This is a genomic window from Streptomyces sp. NPDC032091 (assembly GCF_055580265.1).
Map to the genome: position 1 here is coordinate 192146 of NZ_JBVILR010000006.1, position 23557 is coordinate 215702.

At 73.7% G+C, this 23557-nt stretch carries 18 protein-coding genes; 10 read left to right on the forward strand and 8 right to left on the reverse strand.

Annotated elements, in window-relative coordinates:
* Positions 1-6: 6 nt before the first annotated feature.
* The gene (lysX, locus tag ACZ5NJ_RS12825; RefSeq protein ID WP_468764857.1) at positions 7-3315 is read left to right on the forward strand and encodes a bifunctional lysylphosphatidylglycerol synthetase/lysine--tRNA ligase LysX; all 3309 of its coding nucleotides are present in this window, start codon (positions 7-9) and stop codon (positions 3313-3315) included.
* A gap of 120 nt (positions 3316-3435) precedes the next feature.
* Entirely contained in the window at positions 3436-4335 is a 900-nt protein-coding gene (locus ACZ5NJ_RS12830; RefSeq protein ID WP_468764858.1) for a polysaccharide deacetylase family protein, read from the forward strand.
* A 97-nt stretch (positions 4336-4432) separates the two neighbouring features.
* Here ACZ5NJ_RS12830 and ACZ5NJ_RS12835 read toward each other — a convergent pair whose 3' ends face one another.
* Entirely contained in the window at positions 4433-5098 is a 666-nt protein-coding gene (locus ACZ5NJ_RS12835) for a class F sortase (protein ID WP_468764859.1), read from the reverse strand.
* 353 nt (positions 5099-5451) lie between these two features.
* On the opposite strand from ACZ5NJ_RS12835, the gene ACZ5NJ_RS12840 reads away from it, so the two are divergent.
* Entirely contained in the window at positions 5452-5952 is a 501-nt protein-coding gene (locus tag ACZ5NJ_RS12840; RefSeq protein WP_344157101.1) for a hypothetical protein, read from the forward strand.
* Between the two features lie 63 nt (positions 5953-6015).
* On the opposite strand, the gene ACZ5NJ_RS12845 is transcribed toward ACZ5NJ_RS12840, so the two are convergent.
* From ACZ5NJ_RS12845 to ACZ5NJ_RS12855, 3 genes are all read right to left on the reverse strand, one after another.
* A complete protein-coding gene (locus tag ACZ5NJ_RS12845) occupies positions 6016-6741 on the reverse strand; it encodes a hypothetical protein (RefSeq protein ID WP_468764860.1) in 726 nt (241 codons plus the stop codon).
* 198 nt (positions 6742-6939) lie between these two features.
* Positions 6940-7710 carry a bestrophin-like domain gene (locus ACZ5NJ_RS12850; RefSeq protein WP_468764861.1) on the reverse strand — a complete coding sequence of 257 codons (771 nt, stop codon included), beginning with the start codon at positions 7708-7710 and terminating at the stop codon, positions 6940-6942.
* Positions 7711-7821: 111 nt separating this feature from the next.
* The gene (locus ACZ5NJ_RS12855; protein ID WP_468764862.1) at positions 7822-7947 is read right to left on the reverse strand and encodes a hypothetical protein; all 126 of its coding nucleotides are present in this window, start codon (positions 7945-7947) and stop codon (positions 7822-7824) included.
* Positions 7948-8828: 881 nt separating this feature from the next.
* On the opposite strand from ACZ5NJ_RS12855, the gene ACZ5NJ_RS12860 reads away from it, so the two are divergent.
* On the forward strand, positions 8829-9659 hold the full coding sequence (locus ACZ5NJ_RS12860; RefSeq protein ID WP_468764863.1) for an SAM-dependent methyltransferase: 831 nt from the start codon (positions 8829-8831) through the stop codon (positions 9657-9659).
* A gap of 140 nt (positions 9660-9799) precedes the next feature.
* Positions 9800-11956: a putative bifunctional diguanylate cyclase/phosphodiesterase gene (locus tag ACZ5NJ_RS12865; RefSeq protein WP_468764971.1), complete on the forward strand. Its 2157-nt coding sequence runs from the start codon at positions 9800-9802 to the stop codon at positions 11954-11956.
* Positions 11957-12003: 47 nt separating this feature from the next.
* Here the strand turns inward: ACZ5NJ_RS12865 and ACZ5NJ_RS12870 are convergent, their stop codons facing one another.
* Positions 12004-13074: an FAD-dependent monooxygenase gene (locus tag ACZ5NJ_RS12870; protein ID WP_468764864.1), complete on the reverse strand. Its 1071-nt coding sequence runs from the start codon at positions 13072-13074 to the stop codon at positions 12004-12006.
* Positions 13075-13194: 120 nt separating this feature from the next.
* On the opposite strand from ACZ5NJ_RS12870, the gene ACZ5NJ_RS12875 reads away from it, so the two are divergent.
* Together ACZ5NJ_RS12875 and ACZ5NJ_RS12880 are read left to right on the forward strand one after the other, a co-directional pair.
* Positions 13195-13845 carry a TetR/AcrR family transcriptional regulator gene (locus ACZ5NJ_RS12875; protein ID WP_468764865.1) on the forward strand — a complete coding sequence of 217 codons (651 nt, stop codon included), beginning with the start codon at positions 13195-13197 and terminating at the stop codon, positions 13843-13845.
* 77 nt (positions 13846-13922) lie between these two features.
* On the forward strand, positions 13923-15422 hold the full coding sequence (locus ACZ5NJ_RS12880) for a class I adenylate-forming enzyme family protein (RefSeq protein WP_468764866.1): 1500 nt from the start codon (positions 13923-13925) through the stop codon (positions 15420-15422).
* Between the two features lie 263 nt (positions 15423-15685).
* Here ACZ5NJ_RS12880 and ACZ5NJ_RS12885 read toward each other — a convergent pair whose 3' ends face one another.
* Positions 15686-16564: a LysR family transcriptional regulator gene (locus tag ACZ5NJ_RS12885; protein WP_468764867.1), complete on the reverse strand. Its 879-nt coding sequence runs from the start codon at positions 16562-16564 to the stop codon at positions 15686-15688.
* Between the two features lie 104 nt (positions 16565-16668).
* Here ACZ5NJ_RS12885 and ACZ5NJ_RS12890 point away from each other — a divergent pair, with 104 nt between their 5' ends.
* Genes ACZ5NJ_RS12890 through ACZ5NJ_RS12900 form a run of 3 tightly spaced genes read left to right on the forward strand, consistent with a single transcriptional unit; the run spans position 16669 to position 20065 of the window.
* Positions 16669-17373: a succinate dehydrogenase cytochrome b subunit gene (locus ACZ5NJ_RS12890; RefSeq protein WP_468764868.1), complete on the forward strand. Its 705-nt coding sequence runs from the start codon at positions 16669-16671 to the stop codon at positions 17371-17373.
* A gap of 2 nt (positions 17374-17375) precedes the next feature.
* Positions 17376-19328: a fumarate reductase/succinate dehydrogenase flavoprotein subunit gene (locus ACZ5NJ_RS12895; protein ID WP_468764869.1), complete on the forward strand. Its 1953-nt coding sequence runs from the start codon at positions 17376-17378 to the stop codon at positions 19326-19328.
* Positions 19325-20065: a succinate dehydrogenase/fumarate reductase iron-sulfur subunit gene (locus ACZ5NJ_RS12900; RefSeq protein ID WP_468764870.1), complete on the forward strand. Its 741-nt coding sequence runs from the start codon at positions 19325-19327 to the stop codon at positions 20063-20065. The genes ACZ5NJ_RS12895 and ACZ5NJ_RS12900 overlap by 4 nt, the downstream gene beginning before the upstream one ends.
* 16 nt (positions 20066-20081) lie before the next feature.
* On the opposite strand, the gene ACZ5NJ_RS12905 is transcribed toward ACZ5NJ_RS12900, so the two are convergent.
* The gene (locus tag ACZ5NJ_RS12905) at positions 20082-22490 is read right to left on the reverse strand and encodes an excinuclease ABC subunit UvrA (RefSeq protein ID WP_468764871.1); all 2409 of its coding nucleotides are present in this window, start codon (positions 22488-22490) and stop codon (positions 20082-20084) included.
* Between the two features lie 41 nt (positions 22491-22531).
* Positions 22532-23524 carry an LLM class flavin-dependent oxidoreductase gene (locus ACZ5NJ_RS12910; RefSeq protein WP_468764872.1) on the reverse strand — a complete coding sequence of 331 codons (993 nt, stop codon included), beginning with the start codon at positions 23522-23524 and terminating at the stop codon, positions 22532-22534.
* Between the last annotated feature and the right edge of the window lie 33 nt (positions 23525-23557).

Here is a 23557-nt window from a genome sequence, read left to right on the forward strand (position 1 = left end):
CATGGCATGAGTGCCACGCAGGAGCAGACCCGCGGTACCCGCAGCAGGTTCCTGAACCGGGTCCCGGACGCCTTCGGGGCGTTCTTCGGAACGCTCGGCCTGCTGTGCGCGCTGCTGGCGCTCTCCCCGGTGCTGCGAGGGCTGCTGCGGCCCGTGGTGCGCTTCCTCGACGACTTCGTGGTGCCGGTCAGCGAGAACCTCGCCTACGCCGTCTTCCTCTTCCTGCTCGCCGCCGCGCTCGGCATCCGCAAGAAGATCGCCTGGTGGATCGTCGTCACCTATCTGGCCCTGCTGATCCTCGTCGACGTACTGATCATCGCCGACGGGGACCTGTGGGTCGGCGGCCTCTCCCTGGCCCTCGCGGTGGCCGCCCTCGGCGTGCTGACCGCCGCCCGCAAGGAGTTCTACGCCGCCTCCCGCCCCGGCGCCGTCTGGCGGGCCATGCTCGTCCTGGGCCTCGGCCTGCTCGCCGCCGTCCTCCTCGGCTGGGCCCTCGTCGCCCTGTTCCCCGGCACCCTGCCCAAGGGGCAGTGGCTGGACTGGGCCGCCAAGCAGGTCTTCGGCGGCCTCTTCTCCGCCCGCCAGTTCGACGGCCGCCCGCCCAGGGTGCTCTACTTCCTCCTCGGCCTCTTCGGCGCCGTCGCCCTGCTGAACGCCGCCTCCACCCTCTTCCGCTCCCAGCGGCTGACCGCCGCCCTGCACGGGGACGAGGAGCTGCGCATCCGCGCCCTGCTCGGCGCCTACGGCCGCGCCGACTCCCTCGGCTACTTCGCCACCCGGCGCGACAAGGCCGTCGTCTTCGCCCCCAACGGCAAAGCCGGGGTCACCTACCGCGTCGAGGCCGGCGTCTGCCTCGCCAGCGGCGACCCGGTGGGCGACCCGGGTGCCTGGACGCCCGCCATCGACGCCTGGCTGGCCGTCGCCCGCCGCTACGGCTGGCAGCCCGCCGTCATGGGCGCCTCCGAGGACGGCGCGACCGCGTACGCCCGCTCCGGACTCGGCGCCCTCCAGCTCGGCGACGAGGCCATCCTGCACGTCGCCCACTTCGACCTCGACGGCCGCGACATGCGCGTCACCCGGCAGGCCGTCAACCGGGTCAAGCGGACCGGCGCCACCACCCGCATCCGCCGCCACTCGGCCCTGACCGACGAGGAGATGCGGACCATCGTCGACCGGGCCGACCGCTGGCGCGACACCGAGACCGAACGGGGCTTCTCGATGGCCCTCGACCGGCTCGGCGACCCCGCCGACGGGGACTGCCTGCTCGTGGAGGCCTTCGACGCCCAGGGCGAGCTGATCGCCCTGCTGTCCTTCGTCCCCTGGGGCAGGGACGGCATCTCCCTCGACCTGATGCGCCGCGACCGCACCGCCCCCAACGGGGTCATGGAGTTCATGGTCGCCCAGCTCTGCGCCGCCGCCCCCGGCCTCGGCGTGCGCCGGATCTCCCTCAACTTCGCCGTGTTCCGCTCCGCCTTCGAGGAGGGCGGCCGGATCGGCGCCGGCCCCGTGCTCAAACTGTGGCGCAGGCTGCTGCTCTTCTTCTCCCGCTGGTGGCAGCTGGAGGCCCTCTACCGCTCCAACGTCAAGTACGGCCCCGAGTGGTACCCCCGTTTCCTCTGCTACCAGGACGCCGGCTCGCTCGCCCGGGTCAGCCTCGCCTCCGGCATCGCCGAGGGCTTCGTCTCCGTGCCCAGCCTGCGCAAGCTGTGGGGCAAGGGACACCAGCCCAGGGGCCTCACCGCCCCCGTCGACACCGCCGGCCTGCCCTCCATCGAATCCCTCGGCCTGGAGCTCGTGGGGGAGGAGGGGGAACGCGCGCCCGCCGAACGGCTGCCCGAGCAGGTCCGCGTCCGCCACGCCAAAATGGAGCGGATCCGCGCCTCCGGCACCGACCCCTACCCCGTGGGGATCCGGCAGCGCACCCACACCGCCGCCCGGCTCAGGGAGGCACACCCCGGCCGCCTCCCGTCCGGCGCCCGCACCGGCGAGCCGGTCGTCCTCGCCGGCCGGGTGATGGTCGTGCGCGACCTCGGCGGCGTGGTCTTCGCCGTCCTGCGCGACTGGACCGGCGACGTCCAGCTCATGTTCACCCGTGACGAGTCCGGTCCGGACGCGCTGGACTCCTTCACCTCCCAGGTCGACTTCGGCGACCACGTCGTGGCCGGCGGCACCGCCGCCGCCAGCCGCGCCGGAGAGCTGTCCGTCCTCGTCGACTCCTGGCAGCTCACCGGCAAGTGCCTGCGCCCCCTGCCCGACAAGCGCAAGGGCCTGGCCGACCCCGAGGCCCGGGTCCGGCGCCGCTACCTCGACCTCGTCGCCAGCCCCGACGCCCGGGACGTCGTGCGCGCCCGCTCCAGCGCCGTGCAGGCGCTGCGCCAGGGCCTCCTGGACCGCGGCTACCTGGAGGTCGAGACGCCGATGCTCCAGCAGATCCACGGCGGCGCCAACGCCCGCCCCTTCCGCACCCACATCAACGCCTACGACCTGGACCTGTACCTGCGCATCGCACCCGAGCTCTACCTCAAGCGGCTGTGCGTCGGCGGCATGGAGAAGGTCTTCGAGATGGGCCGCACCTTCCGCAACGAGGGCGTCTCCTACAAGCACAACCCCGAGTTCACGATGCTGGAGGCCTACCAGGCCTTCGCCGACTACGACGTGATGCTCGACCTCACCCGCGAGCTCATCCAGGGCGCCGCCACCGCCGCCTTCGGCTCGCCCGTCGCCCACAAGGCGGGCCCCGACGGCAAGCTGGTCGTCCACGACATCTCCGGGCCCTGGCCCGTCAAGACCATGTACGGGGCCATCAGCGAGGCCCTCGGCGAGGAGGTCGACGCCGACACCGAGGAGCACCGGCTGCGCGTCCTGTGCGACCGGGCCGGCGTGCCGCACGGGCCCGAGGACACCCGCGGCGACGTGGTCCTGGAGATGTACGAGCGGCTGGTGGAGGAGCGGACGAAACTCCCCACCTTCTACAAGGACTTCCCCACCGACGTCTCCCCGCTCACCCGCCAGCACCGCAGGGACCCCCGCCTCGCCGAGCGCTGGGACCTGGTGGCCTTCGGCACCGAACTGGGCACCGCCTACTCGGAGCTCACCGACCCCGTGGAGCAGCGCCGCCGGCTCACCGCCCAGTCCCTGCTGGCGGTGGGCGGGGACCCGGAGGCGATGGAACTCGACAACGACTTCCTCGACGCCCTGGAGTACGCCATGCCGCCCACCGGCGGACTGGGCATCGGAGTGGACCGGCTGGTCATGTTCCTCACCGGTCTGACGATCCGCGAGACGCTGCCATTCCCGCTGGTGCGCCAGAGCTGACCGGGCCGCCGCCCGACCGGGCGGCTCGTCCGGGCGGGCGGCTCCTCCGGGCGGGTGAGCCGGACGGGGTGCCTCCGCGCCTCTCGACATCTTCGGCGATGTCGTTGATACGTAGTAATAATGACAAATGACGAGCCGACAGTAGGGCGACGCGTGCTCCTGCGTACCGCCGTCTTCCTCGGAATCGCGGCCGCCGCCTCCTCCGGACTGCCCGACGCGGGAGAGGGCGGCTCCCCGGCCGCACCGCCCGCGCCACCCGCGGGCGGCGGCCGTACCCCCGTGGGCGGTCCCGGGGCAGCCGGGGCCCCGGGCGCGCACCCGGAAGGGCTCCCCGACGCCTCCCACCGGCTCCAGCCGATGACCGCCGAGGCCCCCGCCAAGCCGCCCGCCGTGAAACCGGCCGTCCGGACCCGGCCCATCCTCGAACTGCCCCAGGGGCCCGCCGCGGGCGACCGGGCCATGCTGCTCACCTTCGACGACGGCCCCGACCCCCGCTACACCCCGGCCATCCTGGACACCCTCCGCCGGTACGGGGTCCGCGCCATGTTCTTCGTCTGCGGGGAGATGGCCACCGACAACCGCGACCTGCTGCGCCGGATGGCCGCCGAGGGGCACGTCATCGGCAACCACACCTGGACGCACCCGCAGATCCCCCAGCTCAGCCGGTCCGCACTGGAATCGGAGATCGGGCGCACGAGCGAGGTCGTCGAGCAGGCCGTCGGACAGCCCCCGCTGTGGTTCCGGGCCCCGTACGGCGCGTGGAACCGGGCCGCCTTCGAGATCGGGGCGGACCTGGGGATGGAACCCCTCGCCTGGACCGTGGACAGCCTCGACTGGACGGAGCCGGGGACGACCACCATCGTCTCCCGGATCCTGGACGGGGCCGCGCCGGGCGTGATCGTGCTGAACCACGACGCCGGCGGCAACCGGTCGCAGAGCGTCCGGGCGCTGGAGGCGTACCTGCCCCAGCTGCTGGCACGGGGCTACCGGATGACCCTCCCGGTGCTGCCGCCCCGCTGAGGCCGCGCCGCCCCGCCGAGGCCGCGCCGCCCCGCCGAGGCCGCGCCGCGCCGGGCCGTCGTACGGGGGCGGCGGCCCGGCGCGGTGAAACGTTTGCTCAGCGGGCCTCCACCATCCGCGCGAAGACCACCACGTTGCCGTCGTAGCCCTTGGCCTTCGAGTAGCCGCCGCCACAGGTGATCACCCGCAGCTCCGGGTGCCCGGTGTCGCCGTACACGCGGGCGCCGGGGAAGGCGTCCTTCGCGAACACCTCCACCCCGTACACCTCGAACACGGCGGTCCGGCCGTCGTAGCGCTCCACCTCGATGTGGTGGCCCGGCTTCAGCGAGCCCAGGCCGTAGAAGACGGCCGGGCCCTGCGCGTTGTCCACGTGACCCACGATCACCGCCGACCCCTGCTGGCCCGGCGAGATGCCGTTGAGGTACCAGCCCGCCAGGTTGCGGTCCTGCGGCGGCGGGGCGTCGATCCAGCCCTGCGCGTCCAGACCGACCGTCATCACCGGCGCGTCCACGTTGATCGTCGGAATCCGGATGCGCTGCACCGACGAGTGGTCCAGCACCTCCATGTCCGCCGGCGGCGTGGGCGCGTTGGCCGGCTGCTGGTCGGCGCGCGTCGCGACGGCCGCCGCCGCGGTGGGCTGCGGCGGCCCGTCCTCCAGGTTGGCCCCGTTCCGCATCATGGCGAGGCCGCTGAGCAGTGCCAGTGCGAGCACGCCCCAAGGGGAGCGTCTCCTCGGCCGCTGCTCGGTCTCGTCATCGAGCATGGCTCTCCCTTCCCGACGCGGGGGTCCCGACCCGCGTTCCAGTCCCTCCCCTGTACGCCCTTCTTCCCGCACGCTAAGGCTGGAAGGGCGGAACGGCGATCGGGGAGGGGCGAACGGGTGGTGCGCCCGGTTGGGGTGCGGCCATCCAGGTAATCGTCACATAAATGACTGACGGCTCGTGACCTGCGGATCCGTCAGATCCGACCGGCGCGCCTCGGCGTGTCGCTCAACCGGGCGGCCCAAGGGCGGAAATGCGCTGCTTGCGCGCCGCCGGGAGGGTTCGTGATGGGAGGCGTTCTCGTCGATCTGCCCGGGCCACCGCTCCGGGGCGCTCTCCCGCTGGAGGTTCCACCATGCGTGCTTTCCGCGCTCTCACCGTGACCGCGGCCGCCTGCGCCGCGCTCGGGCTCAGTGCCCCGTTCGCTGCCGCGAACCCCCCGAACGGCGGCGGCAACGGGCCGAGCAACGTCACGGTCAACCCGTACTCCGTGCACCAGGGCGCCTCGATGCAGGTCAGCGCGGCCGGCTGCGGCCACGGCGGCACGGTCTGGTCGCACGGCAACTTTCCGCAGACCAACCTGTCGGCCGGTTCCATCGGCTTCGCGACGGTGCGGATCTTCAACCACGCCTCGCCCGGCCACCACACCCTGTCGGTCAAGTGCCACGACAACAGCCTCGTCGCCACGCACCGCTTCACGATCCTGGCGGGCAACGGGGCGCAGGGCGGCCTCGGCGGCTCCTTCGGCCCGTCCACCGCCGAGACGGCCATCGGAGCGGGTCTGGTCGGTGCCGCGGCGCTCGGCGCCGGCGTGCACGTGGTGCGCCGTCGCCGGCCCGCCGCCGCCCGCTCCTGAGGCGTTCCACGGTGCAGTACGCCGCCCCCGGGCCCGGCCGCGTCGGCGGGGGCCCGGGCGGTGTCAGTGGCCGCGGGCCGCGCGGCGGCGGCGCAGGGCGTACGCCGTACCGGCCGCGGCGGCGATGAAGAGGCCGGCGCCCGCGGCGAGTTCGGCCGGGTCCGCCCCGGCGACGCTCCCGCCGATCCCGCCGCGTACGCCGAGCGCGGCGGTGGTCGCGCGGGCGGTGGCCGTCGCGGTGGCGCGGGGGGCGGGCGTCGTCCGGGCCGGCGGTGTGGTGCGGGCCGGCGGTGTGCTGCGGGCGGGCGGGGTGGTGCGCGCCGGCGGAGTGGCCGGGGGCGGCGGGCGCAGGCCCGTGCCGGAGGTGGCGGTCGGGGAGGGGGTGCGCCGCGGGCCGGTGGTGGAGCTGGTGCTGGGCCTCGACGTGCCGCCGGCGATGGTGAGGTCGGCGGAGCCGTTCTCCCCGTTGCAGGTGAAGGTGACGGAGTACAGGGCGCCGGGCCGGGCGTCGCGGTCGACGGCGACCTTGACGGTCCTGCCCCGCTCGATGGTCACGGTGTCGAAGACCCCGGACGAGGCGGTGGCGTAGGCGGCGCCGCAGTTGCTGACGGAGAGGGTGACCGTGCCGCCGGGCGCGACCGTCGAGGGGGTGACGGCGAACGCGAAGGAGGTGGCGGGCGCTTCCTCGGCCGCGAGGGCGGCGGGCGCGCCGAAGGCGCCGAGCGAGAGGGCGAGGCCCGTGACGCCGGCGCTCAGGAGGGCGGTGGCGGAGCTGCGTATCGCACCCATGGTCGGGTCCTCCGGATCTGCGAGGCGCAGTCGCGCAGCGTTTCCGCACGTGGGGGGTCGTGCACCTCGCTGCCCGCCACGCTAGGTCCCGGCCTGGTGACCCGCGATCAGGAACGGGCGAATGGGGCATGGCCGTAGGCCGAACCGGGGACGGGACCCCCGTCCCCGGTTTGCCGGGCCCGGACCCGCCCCGGTCGCTCAGCTCTTCAGACCGAGGTGCGGGAACTGCGCGAGGAAGGGCTCGGCGGTGGCGGCGACCCCGCGTCCGAAGGGTGCGTCGAAATCCCAGATGAGGAACAGCAGGAAGGCGATCAGGGCGCTGAAGAGCCCGGCGAGCAGGAGCTCGCGGAAGGAGCGGCGGATCTGCAGGGTGAAGATCAGCCCGACCGTCACCAGGGCCCCGGCGATCAGCCCGAACCACACCACCCCCGGCATGGTGGCCCCGGCGCTCTCGCCGCGTGCGTTGCGGGCGTCGTCGACCAGGGCGACCTGGTCGACGAGGGGCTGGTAGGCCTGGCCCTCGTGGTCGGTCTGCGGTTCGTAGTCCGTCACGTCGCGGCGGATCTTCTCCAGCAGCTCGGCGCTCCTGTCGGTGAGCTCGTTCTTCCGGGACATGTGGTCCCACTCCGTGTCGACCACATAGGTCACGTACGCGTCCACGTCCGCGCGGATCCTCTTGCGCACCTCGGCCGGGTAGACCTCGGAGCGGACGCTGACCTCGTGCAGGGCCTGGGACTCCTGGCGCACGTACTCCTGGGCGGCCCCGCGGCCCTCCCAGACGCCGGCGATCGCCAGGCCCAGCACGATCGCGTAGATCACCCCGATCATCATCGTCATGTACTCGATGACGTCCGGGGTCTCGTTCGGATCGTCGTCCTCGGTGATCCTGCGGTGGTTGAAGAAGGCGATGGACAGCACCACGGCACAGGCCGCGGCCATCGCGAGGGTCAGGACGAGCCATTCCGACAAGACGGGCTCCCAATCGGTGGGCAGGGGCATTCGGTGCGATGCGATGCGATGCGATGCGGTGCGATGCGGTGCGTGCGGTGCGATGCCGTACGGGCGCGGGGCGGCAGCGGCCTAGCGCGGGCGCAGCGCGACGATCGCGAGCACGGCGGGGGCGGCGGTCATCAGGGTGAAGGTGATGGGTGAGATGTGGTGTTCGACCGGTTTGCGCGCGGCGGTGTGGTACGCGGGCCGGGGCACCTTCGGCTTCGGCGCGGGCGGCTTCGGCGCCGGGGCCGGCGGCGCGGGCGGCGCGGGCTGCGGCGGCGGTGGCGCGGGCGCCCGGTACACCCGGGGTGCCGGCGGCTTCGGTGCGGGCGGCTCGGGCGCGGGGGGTGCGGGCCGGGGAGGCTCGGGGGCCGGCGGTGGGGGCGGTGGCGGAGGAGGGGTGGGCCGGGGCGGCGGGGTCGGTCGGGGCGGAGGGGGCGTGGGGGTCGGCGTAGGCGTCGGGGTGGGTTTCGGCGGGCACGGCGGGGGAGGGGGCGGCGGGCAGTGGTGCTCGTGCCCGTGGCCGCGGCCCTTGTCGTGGCCGCGCCCCTTTCCGGGGCCGTCGTCGTGATGTCCGCCACCCCGGGAGGCCGCGCCGCCGCCGCTGCCGGCGTACGCGTACACCTCGACGGCGGCTCCGCCGTCACCGGTGTCGATCACCGCGTAGGCGCAGCTATCGGCCACCGCCGGAGTGGTCGACAGGGTCGCCCACAGCAGGACCGGGACGGCCAGCAGGCGTCTGGCTAAGGCTCTGTTCACCCGGGGAGCATGGGCTCGCGCGCGCCCGCGCACGCGGGAGCCGAGGGCGGTTCGCCCGAACGGGCGGATGTGGGACCGGTGAGGTTTGAGACAGGTTCTGATCGCTTGTGATTGAACGTTGGTCAATTCCCAAAAGGTATTTGTCGGTTTCCGTAGCGCCCGTGGCGGCCCCCCGGCGCCTTTGGTGTGTGACCAAGAACGGACCGGCAATTTCCGCTTTTGCTCGCCCTGTTGGGCAATGATCAGTACATTCGGCTCGGACAGCAGTCCGACGGCCGCCCGACCCCCGGGCGGACCAGGTACGACCACGACACGACAACGGCTTGGAGACCCCGATGGAACGCCCCGCCTGGGCCCCGCCAGGCATCGACATATCGGTGCCGAGCGTGTCCCGAATCTACGATTACTACCTGGGCGGCTCCCACAATTTCGAGGTCGACCGCCGGGCCGCCCGCCGGGCCATGGAATTCATGCCGGGCCTGCCCAAGGTCATGCAGGCCAACCGGGCCTTCATGCGCCGCGCCGTCCGCCACGCCGTGGCCGAGGGCATCACCCAGTTCCTCGACATCGGCTCCGGCATCCCCACCTTCGGCAACGTCCACGAGATCGCCCGCGCCGCCACCCCCGAGGCCCGCGTCGTCTACGTCGACCACGACCCGGTCGCCGTCGCGCACAGCCGCGCCGTCCTGGCCGGCGACGACCGCACCGGCGTCGTCGCCGCCGACCTGCGCAAGCCCCAGGACATCCTGGCCGCCCCCGAAGTGCGCCGGCTGCTGGACCTCGACCGGCCCGTCGCCCTGATGCTGGTCGCCGTCCTGCACTTCCTGGAGGACGCGGACGAGCCGTACGCCGCCGTCGCGGAACTGCGCGACGCCCTCGCCCCGGGCAGCATGCTGATCCTCACCCACGCCTCCTACGAGGGCATCCCGCTCAGCGAGGAGGTCGCCTCCGGGACCGTCGGCGTCTACCGCGACATCCGCAACCCGCTCGTCATGCGCTCCCACGAGGAGATCACCGGCTTCTTCGACGGGTTCGACCTGCTGGAGCCGGGCGTGGTCTCGATGCCCGACTGGCGACCCGACCGCACCGGGCCGCTCGCGGAGGGCGAGACCCCGGAGGACCCGTACGCCTTCTCGGGCTTCGGCGGCGTGGGACACAAGGCGTGAGACTCCCCGCCCCGACGCCCCCGCCCGCGACCCCCGGCCAGGACCACCCGGCCGGGGGCGCCGGTCCCGCCCCCGCACGGCCTCCGGCGGCCGGGGCCGGACCGTCCGTCCCGGACGCGGGCCGGGAGCCCCGGCGCGAGCTGCGCAGCGACCTCGACGACCGGATCGGGCGCTTCGCCACCATCTGGGGACGGGCCATCTTCCCGGTCACGGCCACCTCCCTGACCCGCCCCGAGTTCGAACAGCACCTCGTCCCGCTCGCCCGGACCCTCACCGAGGCCCTGCACGCCCGCCCCTTCGACGCGAGCGTCGCCCAGGGCGTGGGCGCCGAACTCGTCGCCGTGCACTGCACCGACCCCGAGGCCCTCGCCGGCACCCTCGGCGTCGTCGAGTCCTACCTGGTCCTCTACTGCGGCCCGGACGCGGGCGCCGCCGACGGCAGCGAGAGCACCGAGGAGTACCGCTCCCGCTGCGCCCGGCTCCAGCACGGCATCGCCGCAGGCTTCGCCCGCGCGCTGCGCGAGCGGACCCTGCGGGAGCAGGAGGCCATCGCCTGCTCCGCCCTGACCGCCCGGATCGACGCCCAGCAGGCCCTGCACGCCAGCGAGGAACGCTTCCGGGCCGTGTTCGAGGGCGCCGCCGTCGGCATCGGCATCGCCGACCTCGACGGCAACATCCTGGAGGTCAACGACGCCCTCCTCAAGATGTTCGGCGGCCTGGAAGGCCACGTCCGCAGCCGCAACGTCAGCGAGTGGGGCCACCCCGACGACACCCCGCACGTCTGGAAGATGTACGGGGAACTGGTGCGCGGCGAGCGCGAGCACTACCGGGTCGAGAAGCCCTACTACCGGCACGACGGCACCGTCCTGTGGACCAACCTCACGGTGTCCCTGCTCCGCGACGCCGACGGGGTGCCCCAGTACCAGCTGGCCCTGATGGAGGACACCACCGAACGCCGGCTGCTCAACCTCCGCCTGCGCTACGAGGCCACCCACGACGCGCTGACCGGGCTGCCCAACCGCACGCTGTTCTTCGAGCGGCTGGAGAAGGCCCTGAACGCCGCCCCCGGCAGCCGCTTCGGCCTGTGCTACCTCGACCTCGACGGGTTCAAGACCGTCAACGACAGCCTCGGCCACTCGGCGGGCGACCGGCTCCTCGTGGAGGTCGCCGACCGCCTGCAGAGCTGCGCCACCGGACCGGGCGAGGTCGTCGCGCGGCTGGGCGGGGACGAGTTCGTGGCCCTCACCACCGGCCCGGGCGCCCAGACCGAGGAGAAGGTCACCGACCTCGCCGTCCGCATCCTGACCGCGCTGTCCACGCCCATCCGGCTGGAGGGCCGGGAGCTGTCGGTGCGCGGCAGCATCGGCATCGTCGAAGGCACGTCGGGCGAACGCACCCCGGCGGAGGTGCTGCGCAGCGCCGACATCACCATGTACCGGGCCAAGGCGGCCGGCGGAAACCGCTTCGAGTTCGCCGACGCCGAGGCCGACGCGCGCGCCATCACCCGGCACGGCCTGACCAACGCCCTGCCCGCGGCGCTGGAGCGCGGCGAGTTCTTCATCGAGTACCAGCCGCTGGTGCACCTGCACGACGGCAGCGTCCACGGCGCGGAGGCGCTGGTGCGCTGGTCGCACCCGCAGTACGGGGTGCTCGGCCCGGACCGCTTCATCCCGCTCGCGGAGCGGACCGGGCTGATCGTGCCGCTCGGCCGCTGGGTCTTGGAGGAGTCCGTCCGCCAGGCCCGCACCTGGCAGCGCCAGCACGGCGGGGCGCCCCTGCGTGTCAACGTCAACCTCTCGCCCACCCAGCTGACCCACCCCGGGCTGGTCGCCGACACCCTGCGCGTCCTGGAGTCCTCCGGCCTGGCCCCGGGCGCGCTGTGCCTGGAGGTCACCGAGTCGGCGCTGATCGGAGCCGACGACGAACTCCTCGAACCGCTGCGCCGGCTCGCCGCCCTCGGGGTGGACATCGCCCTCGACGACTTCGGCACCGGCTACTCGAACCTGGCCAACCTGCGGCGCCTGCCGGTCAGTGTCCTGAAGCTGGACCGCTCCTTCACCCAGGGGATGCAGCAGGAGCCGGCCGACCCCGTGGACGTCAAGATCGTGGAAGGCATCGTCGCCCTGGCCCACAGCCTGGAGCTGGCGGTGACGGTCGAGGGGGTGGAGACCGGGGCCCAGGCGGCCCAGCTCCGCGCCCTCGGCTGCGACACGGCCCAGGGCTGGTACTACGCCCGCCCGGGCTCCCCGGACCGCATCCACACCCTCTCCCTCTGCGACGCCGTACCCACCCGGTGAGGAACCACCCGGCGGGGTAGCGGTCCGGGGCCGGCCCCGCGCGGGTGTCAGCGCATCCCGGCCTCCGTTCCCCGGCCGGGCTCGCGGACCGCGGCGAGGACCCGCCGGTGGCGTTCGGCGGTGTCGGCCAGCAGCCGCTCGGCCGCGGGGAGGCGCTCGGCCTCGTATCCGTCGAGGGCGCCGGGCGCCGCCGTGCCGCCGAGGACGGCGACCAGGGTGCGGGCGAGGGCGGCCGCGTCCTCGATGCCGGTGTTCATGCCCAGTCCGCCGGCGATCGGGTGGACATGGGCGGCGTCCCCGGCGAGGAAGACCCGGCCCTCGCGCATCCGCGCCGCGCGGCGGACGTTGACCCGCCAGTCCGAGACCCAGCCGGCCTCCGTCAGCCGTATGCCGGGCACCCCGGCGTGCCGGTCGAAGAGCCGTTGGAAGCCCTCCGGGGAGGCCGGCAGCGGCTCGCCCCGCCCGTCGGTCTCCGGGGAGGCCTGGAGCTGGAAGGTGTCCGTCCCGGGCATCGGGCAGAGCATGATCCCGCCGCCCTCCGAGGTGAACCACTGGTGCCAGTACTCCCGGCTCAGCCCGGGGGCCCGCACGTCCCCGACGACCATCGTCGGCTTCTCCTCGGTGTACCCCTCGAACGGGATCCCGAGCAGCTCGCGGATGGTGCTGTGGCCGCCGTCGCAGCCGGCGGCGTACCCGGCGCGGACCGAACCGCCGTCCGCCAGGCGGGCCGTCACTCCGGCCGGATCCTGCGCGAGCCCGGTGACCCGGGCGCCGTACTCGACGCGGACGCCGAGCCCGGCGAGCCGCTCGCGGAGGATCTCCTCGACCTGCCACTGGGCGATCAGGAGGCCGCCGCCGTCGTCCGGGGTGTCGGCGACGTGGGCGCCGTCGAAGTACTTGCGCAGGACCAGCCCGCGGGCGCCGGTCGCCGACATCCGCTCCCCGGTCCCGAGTCGGCCGAGGACCTCCAGGCTTTCCGGGGTGAGCCCCTTGCCCCGGGACTCCCGGTGGGGGCCGGACCGCTGGTCGAGCACGCGGACGGAGAGCCCGTGCAGGGCCAGGGCACAGGCCAGGGTGAGTCCGGTGGGGCCGGAGCCCGCGATCAGTACGTCGGTCATCGGAAGGGTCCTCTCTCGTTGCCGGTCCTTCGTCGCTGAACCCAGGAAAGCGTGTCGCGAGAAAAAATGCAACCCAGTTAAGAAATTGACTTGGTTGCGATTTTCCCCTACGGTGGTTCCATGGAGAACACGACGGGTCTGCGCGAGAGCAAGAAACTGCGTACGCGTCGCCAGCTGGCGGCCACGGCGCTGGAACTCTTCCTGGAACGGGGCTTCGATGCCGTGTCCGTGGCCGATGTGGCGGCGGCGGCCGAGGTGTCCAAGCCCACCCTGTTCCGGTACTTCCCGAGCAAGGAGGACCTGATCCTGGACCGGTTCGCCGACCACCAGGACGAGGCGGCGCGGATCGTGCGCGACCGGCCGGCGGACCGCGGTCCGGTGGGCGCGCTCCACGACCACTTCCTCGCGGCCCTCGCCGAGCGGGACCCCATCACCGGCCTCTGCGACCATCCGGACGTCCTCGCGTTCCAGGGCCTGCTGTACTCCACCGCCAGCCTGGAGGGCCGGATCGCCCACTACACCGCCGGTGAGGTGGAACTGCTCGCCGGCGCCCTGGAGGCCGAGGGGGCCGAACCGCTGCCGGCCCGCCTCGCCGCGACGCATCTCGTGGCGGTCCGCCACGAGCTGGGCCGGGAGAACTGGCGGCGGATGGCCGCGGGCGTGACCGCGGACGAGGCCTACCCGGCGGCCGTCCGCGACGCCGATCGCGCCTTCGGCATGCTGACCGAGGGACTCGACCGGACCCTGGGACCCCTGATACCCCGGTCCTGAGCCGGCCCGGCCGCCGGGCCCTGCATGATGCCCGGTGAGGGACCGCCGGGCGGCGGACCGGAGAGGCGGGTGTGCGGATGGCCGCGCGGTATGTGACCGAGCTGGTCGAGGCGTTGGACCGGTACGGGGAGCGGCCCGCGATCGGGGCGGGGCCCCGGGTCCTGAGGTTCTCCGAGGTGCTGGACGCCGTCCACCGGCTGGCCGGGGAGCTGGCAGAGGCGGGCGCCGGGCGGGGTGTCGGTCTGGCCTGCGTGACGGGCGGCAACCGGCCGGAGGCGCTGCTGGTGCGGATCGCCGCGCATCTGCTGGGGGCCCGGCTGACGCAGGTGGTGGCCGGGCCGGCGGTGCACGGGCTGGAGTTCATCCTGCGGGACTGCCGGCCGGGCCTGGTGGTGCACGACGTCCCGGTACCGGCGACGGGCGTGCCGCTGCTCGGCCTGGACGACCTGCTGGCGCGCGCGGCCGGGCGGGCTCCGGCCGAAGTGCCGGTGCGGGCGAGGGAGGAGGACGTGGCCCGGGTGACGTACACCGGCGGGACCACGGGCCGGCCCAAGGGGGTGGCCTCCACGTTCGGGGCCATGGCCGCGCGCGACGGCCGGCGCGGGGCCGCGTGGACGGTGCCGGTGCACCTCTCGGTGACCAGCCTCGCCCAGCGGGCCGGCGGCCGGTGCCTTGAGCAACTGCGGGCCGGTGGGCGGGTGGAGATCCTCGACCCCTTCACGCCGGGGGAGTTCGCGGCGGCCTGCCGGCGGCTCGGGCGGGTGTCCACGTACCTGACGGCCCCGATGGTGTACCGGTTGCTGGACGACCCGGTGACCGCCGGGGGCATCCCTGGTCTGGAGGCCGTCTCGTACGGGGCCTCGCCGATCCTTCCCGAGCGGCTGCGCGAGGCGGTGACCCGCTGGGGCGGGCGGTGGCGGCAGGGCTACGGGATGAACGAGGCCGCCGTGATCTCCCGCCTCACCCCCGCCGACCACGACGCGGCCGTGGCCGGCCGGCCCGGACTGCTGGCCTCCGTGGGCCGCCCGGCCCCGGGGGTGGAAGTGCGGGTGCGCGACGAGCGGGGCACGGTCCTGCCCGCCGGGCGGACGGGGGAACTGTGGATCCGCTCGGCGGCGATGATGACCGGCTACTGGAACCGGCCCGGGCTCACCGCCGAAGTGCTGCGGGACGGATGGCTGCGGACCGGGGACCTCGGCCATGTCGACGCCGACGGGTACCTGTACCTGGACGACCGGCTCAAGGACGTCGTGATCGTCGACGGGGTCAACATCTACAGCCTGCCGGTCGAGGCGGCGCTCGCCCGGCACCCGGGCGTGGCCCGGGCGGTCGTGGTCGGGCGGCCCAGCGCGACCACCGGTGAGGAGCTCTGCGCCTTCCTCGTGGCGGCCCCCGGCCACACCCCGAGCGGAGCGGCCGCCGCCGAGGCGTGCGAGCTGGTGGCCCGCGAACTGGCCCCCGCGCACCGCCCGACGGCGGTCTTCTGGACACGCGAGATCCCCCTCACGGACCGCGGCAAACCCGACAAACACCTCCTCCGTTCCCGCGCGGCAGCCGCCCCCACCACCGGCCACTGACCCACGCCGCCCGGCTCGGTCCGGCCCCGGGTCGTGCTTGCCCCGCGGGCCGGTCCCGTACCCGGGCCGCCCCCCCCGGGCCGTTCGCGCTGCCGGTCGTCGGCCTATGGCGGTCCCGCTGCTGGTCGCCGGTCCTGGTCGGGGGTGCGCGTCGGGTGGGGGTGTCGGGGTGGGGGCTCGTGGCCCGGGTGGAGCTCGGCGCGCCGGATCGTGGGCGGGGTCGGTCTGTCACCGGGGGCGACCGGCGGCCCCGCCCGGCCGGCTCAGCCGAGCAGGATGCGTTTCAGTTCGCGGGCCGCTCGGGGCGGGGCCACGTCCGTGCGGTGGGCCAGGGCGATCGTGCGGCGGAGCGGGGAGCCCGCGAGAGGGGTGGCACGCAGGCCGGGGCCGCCGTGTGCGACGACCATCTCCGGTACCACCGCCACGCCCAGACCCGCCCGCACGAAGCCCAGGACGGCGTCCATCTCGCCGCCCTCCACCGTGAACACCGGCTCGAACCCCGCCGCCCGACAGGCCCCCACCGTCAGGTCCCGCAGGTCGTAGCCGTGCCGGAACATGACCATCGGCTCCTCTCGCAGGTCCGCGACGGTCAGCTCCCCGCCCCCGCCCGGCGGCGGGAGGTCGCGGGACGAGACGACGACCAGGTCCTCCGTCAGCAGCTCCACCGTCGTCAGCGGCGGCGCCGACGGCGGCAGGGGCAGGACGATCAGCGCCAGGTCGAGGACCCCGCGCGCGAGCTCCCTTACCAGGTCCAGCGAACCGCCCTCCTCGATCAGCAGCTCGATGCCCGGGTGCGCCGTGTGGAAGGCGCGCAGCACCTCGGGCAGCATCCCCGTGCACACGCTCGGCGTCGCCCCCAGCCGTACCCGGCCGCGCCGCAGTTGGAGCAGCTCCTGCACCTCCAGCCGCGCCGTGTCCGCGTCCGCCAGGATGCGGCGGGCCAGCGGCAGCAGCGCCTCACCCGCGTCGGTGAGCGCGATGTTCCCCCGCGCCCGGCTGAACAGGTCGGCGCCCAGCTCCCGTTCGAGCGCCTTGATCTGCTGCGACAGCGACGGCTGGGCCACGTGCTCCCGCTCCGCCGCGCGCGTGAAGTGCCGGGTCTCGGCGACGGCCACGAAGTACACCAGCTGCTGGAACTGCATGGCCCCAGGCTAGCGCGATCCGACACCTCCCATAGGCAATGGCTATCGCGATCAGGTCCACCATGTCTTGGACCTTTCGGGACCTTGGTCCCTACGGTCTACCCATGGCTCTGGCAACGCGGACGGATCGACGGCCGTCCACCCCGCGCACGCTCTGGGACTCCACCGTCGGCAAGAAGTCCGTGATGGCCGTCTCCGGCCTGATCATGCTCGGCTACCTCGCCGCGCACATGTTCGGCAACCTCAAGATCTTCTTCGGTGCCGGTGAGTTCAACGGCTACGCCCACGCCCTGCGCACCCTCGGCGAACCGTTCCTGCACTACGAGTGGGCCCTGTGGATCGTCCGCGTGGTCCTGGTCGCCGCCGTCGTCGCCCACGCCGTCTGCGCCTACCAGCTCAGCCGCCGCGACCTGAAGGCGCGCCCGGTCGGGTACGCCCACAAGCGGCGCCGCGCGAGCTACGCCACCCGCACCATGCGCTGGGGCGGCGTCATCCTCGCCCTCTTCATCGTCTGGCACCTGCTCGACCTCACCACGCTCACCGTCAACGAGCGCGCCTGGGCCGGCCACCCCTACGAGAACGTCCTCGCGACCTTCTCCACCTGGTACGGCAACACGGTCTACATCGTGGCCATGGCCGCCCTCGGCCTCCACGTCCGCCACGGCTTCTGGAGCGCCGCCCAGACCCTCGGCGCGGGCAACGCCCGCCGCGACCGGGCGCTGAAGTTCCTGGCCAATGCCCTGGCCCTCGTCCTCTTCGCGGGCTTCGTGTCCCTCCCCGTCGCCGTCATGACCGGAGTGGTGAGCTGACCATGAGCACCGACTACGCCGCCTACACCACCGGCGACCCCGTCGCCGACACCAAGGCCCCCGCCGGCCCCATCGCCGAACGCTGGGACCGCCGCCGCTTCGAGGCGAAGCTGGTCAACCCGGCCAACCGCCGCAAGCACACCGTGATCGTCGTCGGCACCGGCCTGGCGGGCGGTGCCGCCGGCGCGACCCTCGCCGAGCAGGGCTACCACGTGGTCCAGTTCTGCTACAGCGACTCCCCGCGCCGCGCCCACTCCATCGCCGCCCAGGGCGGCATCAACGCCGCCAAGAACTACCGCAACGACGGGGACTCCGTCCACCGCCTCTTCTACGACACCGTCAAGGGCGGCGACTTCCGCGCCCGCGAGTCCAACGTCCACCGCCTCGCCCAGATCTCCGTGGAGATCATCGACCAGTGCGTGGCCCAGGGCGTCCCCTTCGCCCGCGAGTACGGCGGCCTCCTCGACACCCGCTCCTTCGGCGGCGTCCAGGTCTCCCGTACCTTCTACGCCCGAGGCCAGACCGGCCAGCAGCTCCTCCTCGGCGCCTACCAGGCGCTGTCCCGGCAGATAGCCGCCGGCAACGTCGAACTGCACGCCCGCACCGAGATGCTCGACCTGATCACCGTCGACGGCGTCGCCCGCGGCATCGTCGCCCGCGACCTGGTCACCGGCCGCATCGACACCCACTACGCCGACGCCGTGGTCCTGGCCAGCGGCGGCTACGGCAACGTCTTCTACCTCTCCACCAACGCCATGAACTCCAACGCGACCGCCGTCTGGCGGGCGCACCGGCGCGGCGCGTACTTCGCCAACCCCTGCTTCACCCAGATCCACCCCACCTGCATTCCGCGCACCGGCGACCACCAGTCCAAGCTCACGCTGATGAGCGAGTCCCTGCGCAACGACGGCCGCATCTGGGTCCCCAAGGCCAAGGGCGACACCCGCCCCGCCGCCGACATCCCCGAGGACGAACGCGACTACTACCTGGAGCGGATCTACCCCTCCTTCGGCAACCTCGTCCCCCGCGACATCGCCTCCCGCGCCGCGAAGAACGTCTGCGACGAGGGCCGCGGCGTCGGCCCCGGCGGCCAGGGCGTCTACCTCGACTTCGCCGACGCCATCCGCCGCATGGGCCGCGACAAGGTCGCCGAGAAGTACGGCAACCTCTTCGAGATGTACGAGCGGATCACGGCGGAGAACCCGTACGAGGTCCCCATGCGGATCTATCCGGCCGTCCACTACACGATGGGCGGACTGTGGGTCGACTACGACCTCCAGACCACCGTCCCCGGCCTGTTCGCGATCGGCGAGGCCAACTTCTCCGACCACGGCGCCAACCGCCTCGGCGCCTCCGCCCTGATGCAGGGCCTCGGCGACGGCTACTTCGTCCTTCCCTCCACCATCAACGACTACCTCGCCCGCCACCCGCACCACGAGCCCGTCGACGACAGCCACCCGGAGGCCGCGGCCGCCGTCCGCGAGACCCGCGACTGCCTCGCCAGGCTGCTGGCCGTCGACGGCGACCGCACCCCCGACTCCTTCCACCGCGAGATCGGCGAACTCATGTGGGAGTACTGCGGCATGGCCCGCACCGAGGAGGGCCTGCGCAAGGCGCTCGCCCGCATCCCCGAGATCCGTGAGGAGTTCTGGCGGCGCATCAAGGTCCCGGGCAGCGGCGAGGAGTTCAACCAATCGCTGGAGAAGGCCAACCGCATCGTCGACTACCTCGAACTCGCCGAGCTGATGTGCCTCGACGCCCTCCACCGCGCCGAGTCCTGCGGCGGCCACTTCCGCGAGGAGTCCCAGACCCCGGACGGCGAAGCCGCCCGCCGGGACGAGGAGTTCGGCTACGCGGCCGCCTGGGAGTACCGCGGCACCGGCGCCGCACCCGTCCTGCACAAGGAAGACCTGGTCTTCGAGTACGTCCACCCCACCCAGCGGAGCTACGCATGAAGCTCACCCTGCGCGTCTGGCGCCAGCAGAACGCCGACGCCCCCGGCGCCATGGCCTCCTACGAGGTCGACGGCATCTCGAAGGACATGTCCTTCCTGGAGATGCTCGACACCCTCAACGAGGACCTCATCCTGCGCGGCGAGGACCCGGTCGCCTTCGACCACGACTGCCGCGAGGGCATCTGCGGCGCGTGCAGCCTCGTCATCGACGGCGACGCCCACGGCCCCGAACGCACCACCACCTGCCAGCTCCACATGCGGTCCTTCGCCGACGGCGACACCATCGACGTCGAACCGTGGCGGGCCTCGGCCTTCCCCGTGGTCAAGGACCTCGTGGTGGACCGCAGCGCCTTCGACCGGATCATCCAGGCCGGCGGTTACATCACCGCTCCCACCGGCTCCGCGCCCGAGGCGCACGCGACCGCCGTACCCAAGCCGGCCGCCGACTCGGCGTTCGAGCACGCCGAGTGCATAGGCTGCGGCGCCTGCGTGGCGGCCTGCCCCAACGGCTCCGCGATGCTGTTCACCTCCGCCAAGGTCAACCACCTGAACGTGCTCCCGCAGGGTTCGCCCGAGCGCGAGACGCGGGTGCTGGACATGGTGGCGCGGATGGACGACGAGGGCTTCGGCGGCTGCACCCTCACGGGCGAGTGCGCCACCGCCTGCCCGAAGGGCATCCCGCTGCCGTCGATCGCCGCGATGAACAAGGAATGGCTGAGGGCGCTCCGCAAACGCTGACCGGCGACGCGCAGGCCTACCGGCCCAGCGCCCGTGCCAGATAGGGGGCCGTGCGGCCCGCCGTCGACGCGGCCACCTCCGCCGGCGGGCCGCAGGCCGTGATCCGGCCGCCCTCCGTGCCACCGCCCGGCCCCAGGTCGATCACCCAGTCGGCCCCCGCCACGACCTCCATGTCGTGCTCCACGACCACCACCGAGTGGCCCGCCTCCACCAGCCCGTGCAACTGCCGCAGCAGCACCCGCACATCGGCCGGGTGCAGCCCCGTCGTCGGCTCGTCCAGCAGGTACAGGGTGTGGTCCCGGCGCGAGCGCTGGAGCTCCGTCGCCAGCTTGATCCGCTGCGCCTCCCCGCCCGACAGTTCGGTGGCCGGCTGCCCCAGCCGCAGGTAGCCCAGACCGATCTCCTCCAGCGCGCGCAGACTGCGCGCCGCCGCCGGGACCTCCGCGAAGAACCCGGCCGCCGCCTCCACCGTCAGCCCCAGCACCTCCGCGATGTCCAGCCCCTCGTAACGGACCTCCAGGGTCTCGGCGTTGTACCGGGCGCCGGCGCACTCCGGGCACGGAGCGTACGTACTGGGAAGGAACTGCAGCTCCACCGAGACGAAGCCCTCGCCCTGGCAGGTCTCGCAGCGGCCGCCCGGCACGTTGAAGGAGAACCGGCCCGCCTTCCAGCCGCGCGCCCGCGCCTGAGGGGCCGCGGTGAACAGCTTGCGCACCACGTCGAACAGCCCGGTGTACGTGGCGAGGTTGGAGCGCGGCGTCCGGCCGATCGGCTTCTGGTCCACCTCCACCAGCCGCCGCACCGGGAAGTCCGGCTCGGCCAGCCGCCCCGCCACCTCCTCCGCCAGCACCCGCCCCACCAGGGTGGACTTCCCCGATCCCGACACCCCGGTGACGGCGGTGAACACCCCGAGCGGGAACTCGACCGTCACGTCACGGAGGTTGTGCCGCCGGACCCCCGCCAGCCGGACCGAGGCGGCGGCGGTGCGCACCGGGCGGGAGGGCTCGCGGGCGCCGTCCCCCGCGAACAGGTGCCGGGCCGTCGCCGACTCCGCGACCCCGGCCAGGCCCCCGGGCGGCCCGCTGTACAGCACCCGGCCGCCGTGCTCCCCGGCCAGCGGGCCGACGTCCACCAGCCAGTCCGCGCGCCGCACCACGTCCAGGTGGTGCTCCACCACGAACACGGTGTTCCCCGCCGCCTTGAGCCGCTCCAGCACGTCCAGCAGCGCCTCCGTGTCGGCCGGGTGCAGCCCCGCCGACGGCTCGTCCAGGACGTACACCACCCCGAAGAGCCCCGACCGCAGCTGGGTCGCCAGCCGCAGCCGCTGGAGTTCGCCCGCCGACAGGCTCGGCGCGGTCCGGTCCAGGCTCAGGTAGCCCAGCCCCAGCTCCGTGACCGGTGCGATCCGCGCCCGCAGGTCCGCCGTCAGCACCCGTCCCGCCTCCGTGGCCGGCTCGGCCGCCGCCAGTACGCCGTCCAGCTCGCCCAGCGCCAGGGCCGCCAGCTCCGCGATCGTGCGGCCCGCGAAGGTCACCGCCAGGGCTTCGGGCCGCAGCCGCCGCCCCCGGCACACCGGGCAGGGGGCGTCGGTGAGGAACTTCTCGGCGCGCGCCCGCAGGGTGGCGCTCTTGGTGTCGGAGAAGGTCCGCATCACATAGCGGTGGGCGCTCATGTACGTGCCCTGGTAGGGGCGTTGGATCCGGTCCGCCTCCCGCACCGGGTGCACGGTCACCACCGGCTGTTCCTCGGTGAACAGGATCCACTCCCGGTCCGCGGCCGGCAGCTCCCGCCAGGGCCGGTCCACGTCGTGACCGAGCACCTCCAGGATGTCCCGCAGGTTCTTGCCCTGCCAGGCCCCCGGCCAGGCGGCGATAGCGCCCTGACGGATGGACAGGTCCGGGTCCGGGACGAGGAGTTCCTCACTGGTGCGGTGGATCCGCCCGAGCCCGTGGCAGGAAGGGCAGGCCCCGGCGGCGGTGTTGGGGGAGAAGGAGTCCGAATCCAGCCGCTCGGCGCCGGGAGGGTAGGCGCCGGCCCGGGAGAACAGCATCCGCAGGGAGTTGGAGAGCAGGGTGACCGTTCCGACCGAGGAGCGTGAGCCCGGGGAGGAGCGGCGCTGCTCCAGGGAGACGGCGGGCGGCAGCCCGGTCACCGAGTCCACTGCGGGCGCGCCGATCTGGTGGATCAGGCGCCGGGCGTACGGGGCGACGGACTCGAAGTACCGCCGCTGGGCCTCGGCGTAGAGGGTGCCGAAGGCCAGGGAGCTCTTCCCGGAGCCGGACACCCCGGTGAAGACGGTCAGGGTGTCGCGCGGGATGTCCACGTCGACCCCGCGCAGGTTGTGCTCCCGGGCGCCGCGGACCCGTACGCAGGGATCGAGGGCGTCCCGGGGGACGGCGGGGACATCGGGGGAAGTCGGGTGCATTCGCCCCACTTTAGTGGCGTACGGGAGTCGGCGGGGACGGCCTATGCGAGCCCGGCGATGCGCGCCAGGCGGCGGAAGGAGTCCAGCAGGGCCGTCCGGTCGTACGTGGAGGTGGTGACCAGCAGCTCGTCGGCCCCGGTGGAGTCCGCGAGCCCGGCCAGCTCGGCCGCGACCTGCTCCTCCGTACCCGCGATGTGCCCGGCGAGGGCTGCCTCGTAGAGCTCCCGCTCCTTGGGACCGGGCTCCAGGGCCTCGACCTCCTCGGCCGGCCGCAGGGGCGGGAAGGTGCCCCGGGCCCGGGAGTGCGCGAGGGACCACGCCTCGGGGAGCAGGATCCGCCGCGCGGCCTCCTCCGTCCCGGCGACCGCCACCGTCCCCGAGACCACCACGTACGGTGCGGCGCCCCACGCGGACGGCCGGAACTCCGCGCGGTACGCCGCGACCGCCTCCGCCACCCGCCTGCGGGAGCGCAGGTCGCCCACCACCACCGGCAGCCCCGCCCGGGCGGCGATCGAGGCACCCGCGCCGGTGGCCAGCACGAAGGGCGGGATCCGCATCCCCTCCGCCGGACGGGCGTGCACCTCGGGGTGGGCCCGCTGGCTGCCGTCGATCCAGCCCAGCAGCTCGGCCAGCTGCTCCTCGAACCGGTCGGCGTCCCCGGTGTCACGGCCCAGGGCGCGCCGGATCCCGCCGGTGAAGCCGACCGAGCGGCCGAGGCCCATGTCGATCCGGCCCGGGAACAACGCCTCCAGCACCCCGAACTGCTCGGCGACCACCAGCGGCTGGTGGTTGGGCAGCATCACCCCGCCCGTGCCGACCCGGATCCGCCGGGTGGCGGCCGCCACGGCCGCGGCCAGGACGGTGGGGGCGGAGCCGGCGACCCCGGGCACGCCGTGGTGCTCCGACACCCAGAAGCGGTGGTAGCCGAGCTCCTCCGCGGTGCGTGCCAGCTCCACGGTGTCGCGCAGGGCCTGCGCCGCGGGGTGTCCCTCGCGGACGCGGGACCGGTCGAGGATCGAGATTCTGGAGATCACACCCGTCTCAACGCCCGGCGCCCGCGCAGATTC

Excerpts from the sequence above, each read along its gene's own strand:
- ACZ5NJ_RS12840 (WP_344157101.1), top strand. The coding sequence starts at position 5,452 with ATGCGTGCTTTCCGCGCTCTCACCGTGACCGCGGCCGCCTGCGCCGCG.
- ACZ5NJ_RS12830 (WP_468764858.1), top strand. The coding sequence starts at position 3,436 with ATGACAAATGACGAGCCGACAGTAGGGCGACGCGTGCTCCTGCGTACC.
- ACZ5NJ_RS12870 (WP_468764864.1), bottom strand. The coding sequence starts at position 13,074 with ATGACCGACGTACTGATCGCGGGCTCCGGCCCCACCGGACTCACCCTG.
- ACZ5NJ_RS12845 (WP_468764860.1), bottom strand. The coding sequence starts at position 6,741 with ATGGGTGCGATACGCAGCTCCGCCACCGCCCTCCTGAGCGCCGGCGTC.
- ACZ5NJ_RS12890 (WP_468764868.1), top strand. The coding sequence starts at position 16,669 with ATGGCTCTGGCAACGCGGACGGATCGACGGCCGTCCACCCCGCGCACG.
- lysX (WP_468764857.1), top strand. The coding sequence starts at position 7 with ATGAGTGCCACGCAGGAGCAGACCCGCGGTACCCGCAGCAGGTTCCTG.
- ACZ5NJ_RS12900 (WP_468764870.1), top strand. The coding sequence starts at position 19,325 with ATGAAGCTCACCCTGCGCGTCTGGCGCCAGCAGAACGCCGACGCCCCC.
- ACZ5NJ_RS12905 (WP_468764871.1), bottom strand. The coding sequence starts at position 22,490 with ATGCACCCGACTTCCCCCGATGTCCCCGCCGTCCCCCGGGACGCCCTC.
- ACZ5NJ_RS12875 (WP_468764865.1), top strand. The coding sequence starts at position 13,195 with ATGGAGAACACGACGGGTCTGCGCGAGAGCAAGAAACTGCGTACGCGT.
- ACZ5NJ_RS12880 (WP_468764866.1), top strand. The coding sequence starts at position 13,923 with ATGGCCGCGCGGTATGTGACCGAGCTGGTCGAGGCGTTGGACCGGTAC.
- ACZ5NJ_RS12835 (WP_468764859.1), bottom strand. The coding sequence starts at position 5,098 with ATGCTCGATGACGAGACCGAGCAGCGGCCGAGGAGACGCTCCCCTTGG.
- ACZ5NJ_RS12860 (WP_468764863.1), top strand. The coding sequence starts at position 8,829 with ATGGAACGCCCCGCCTGGGCCCCGCCAGGCATCGACATATCGGTGCCG.
- ACZ5NJ_RS12885 (WP_468764867.1), bottom strand. The coding sequence starts at position 16,564 with ATGCAGTTCCAGCAGCTGGTGTACTTCGTGGCCGTCGCCGAGACCCGG.
- ACZ5NJ_RS12895 (WP_468764869.1), top strand. The coding sequence starts at position 17,376 with ATGAGCACCGACTACGCCGCCTACACCACCGGCGACCCCGTCGCCGAC.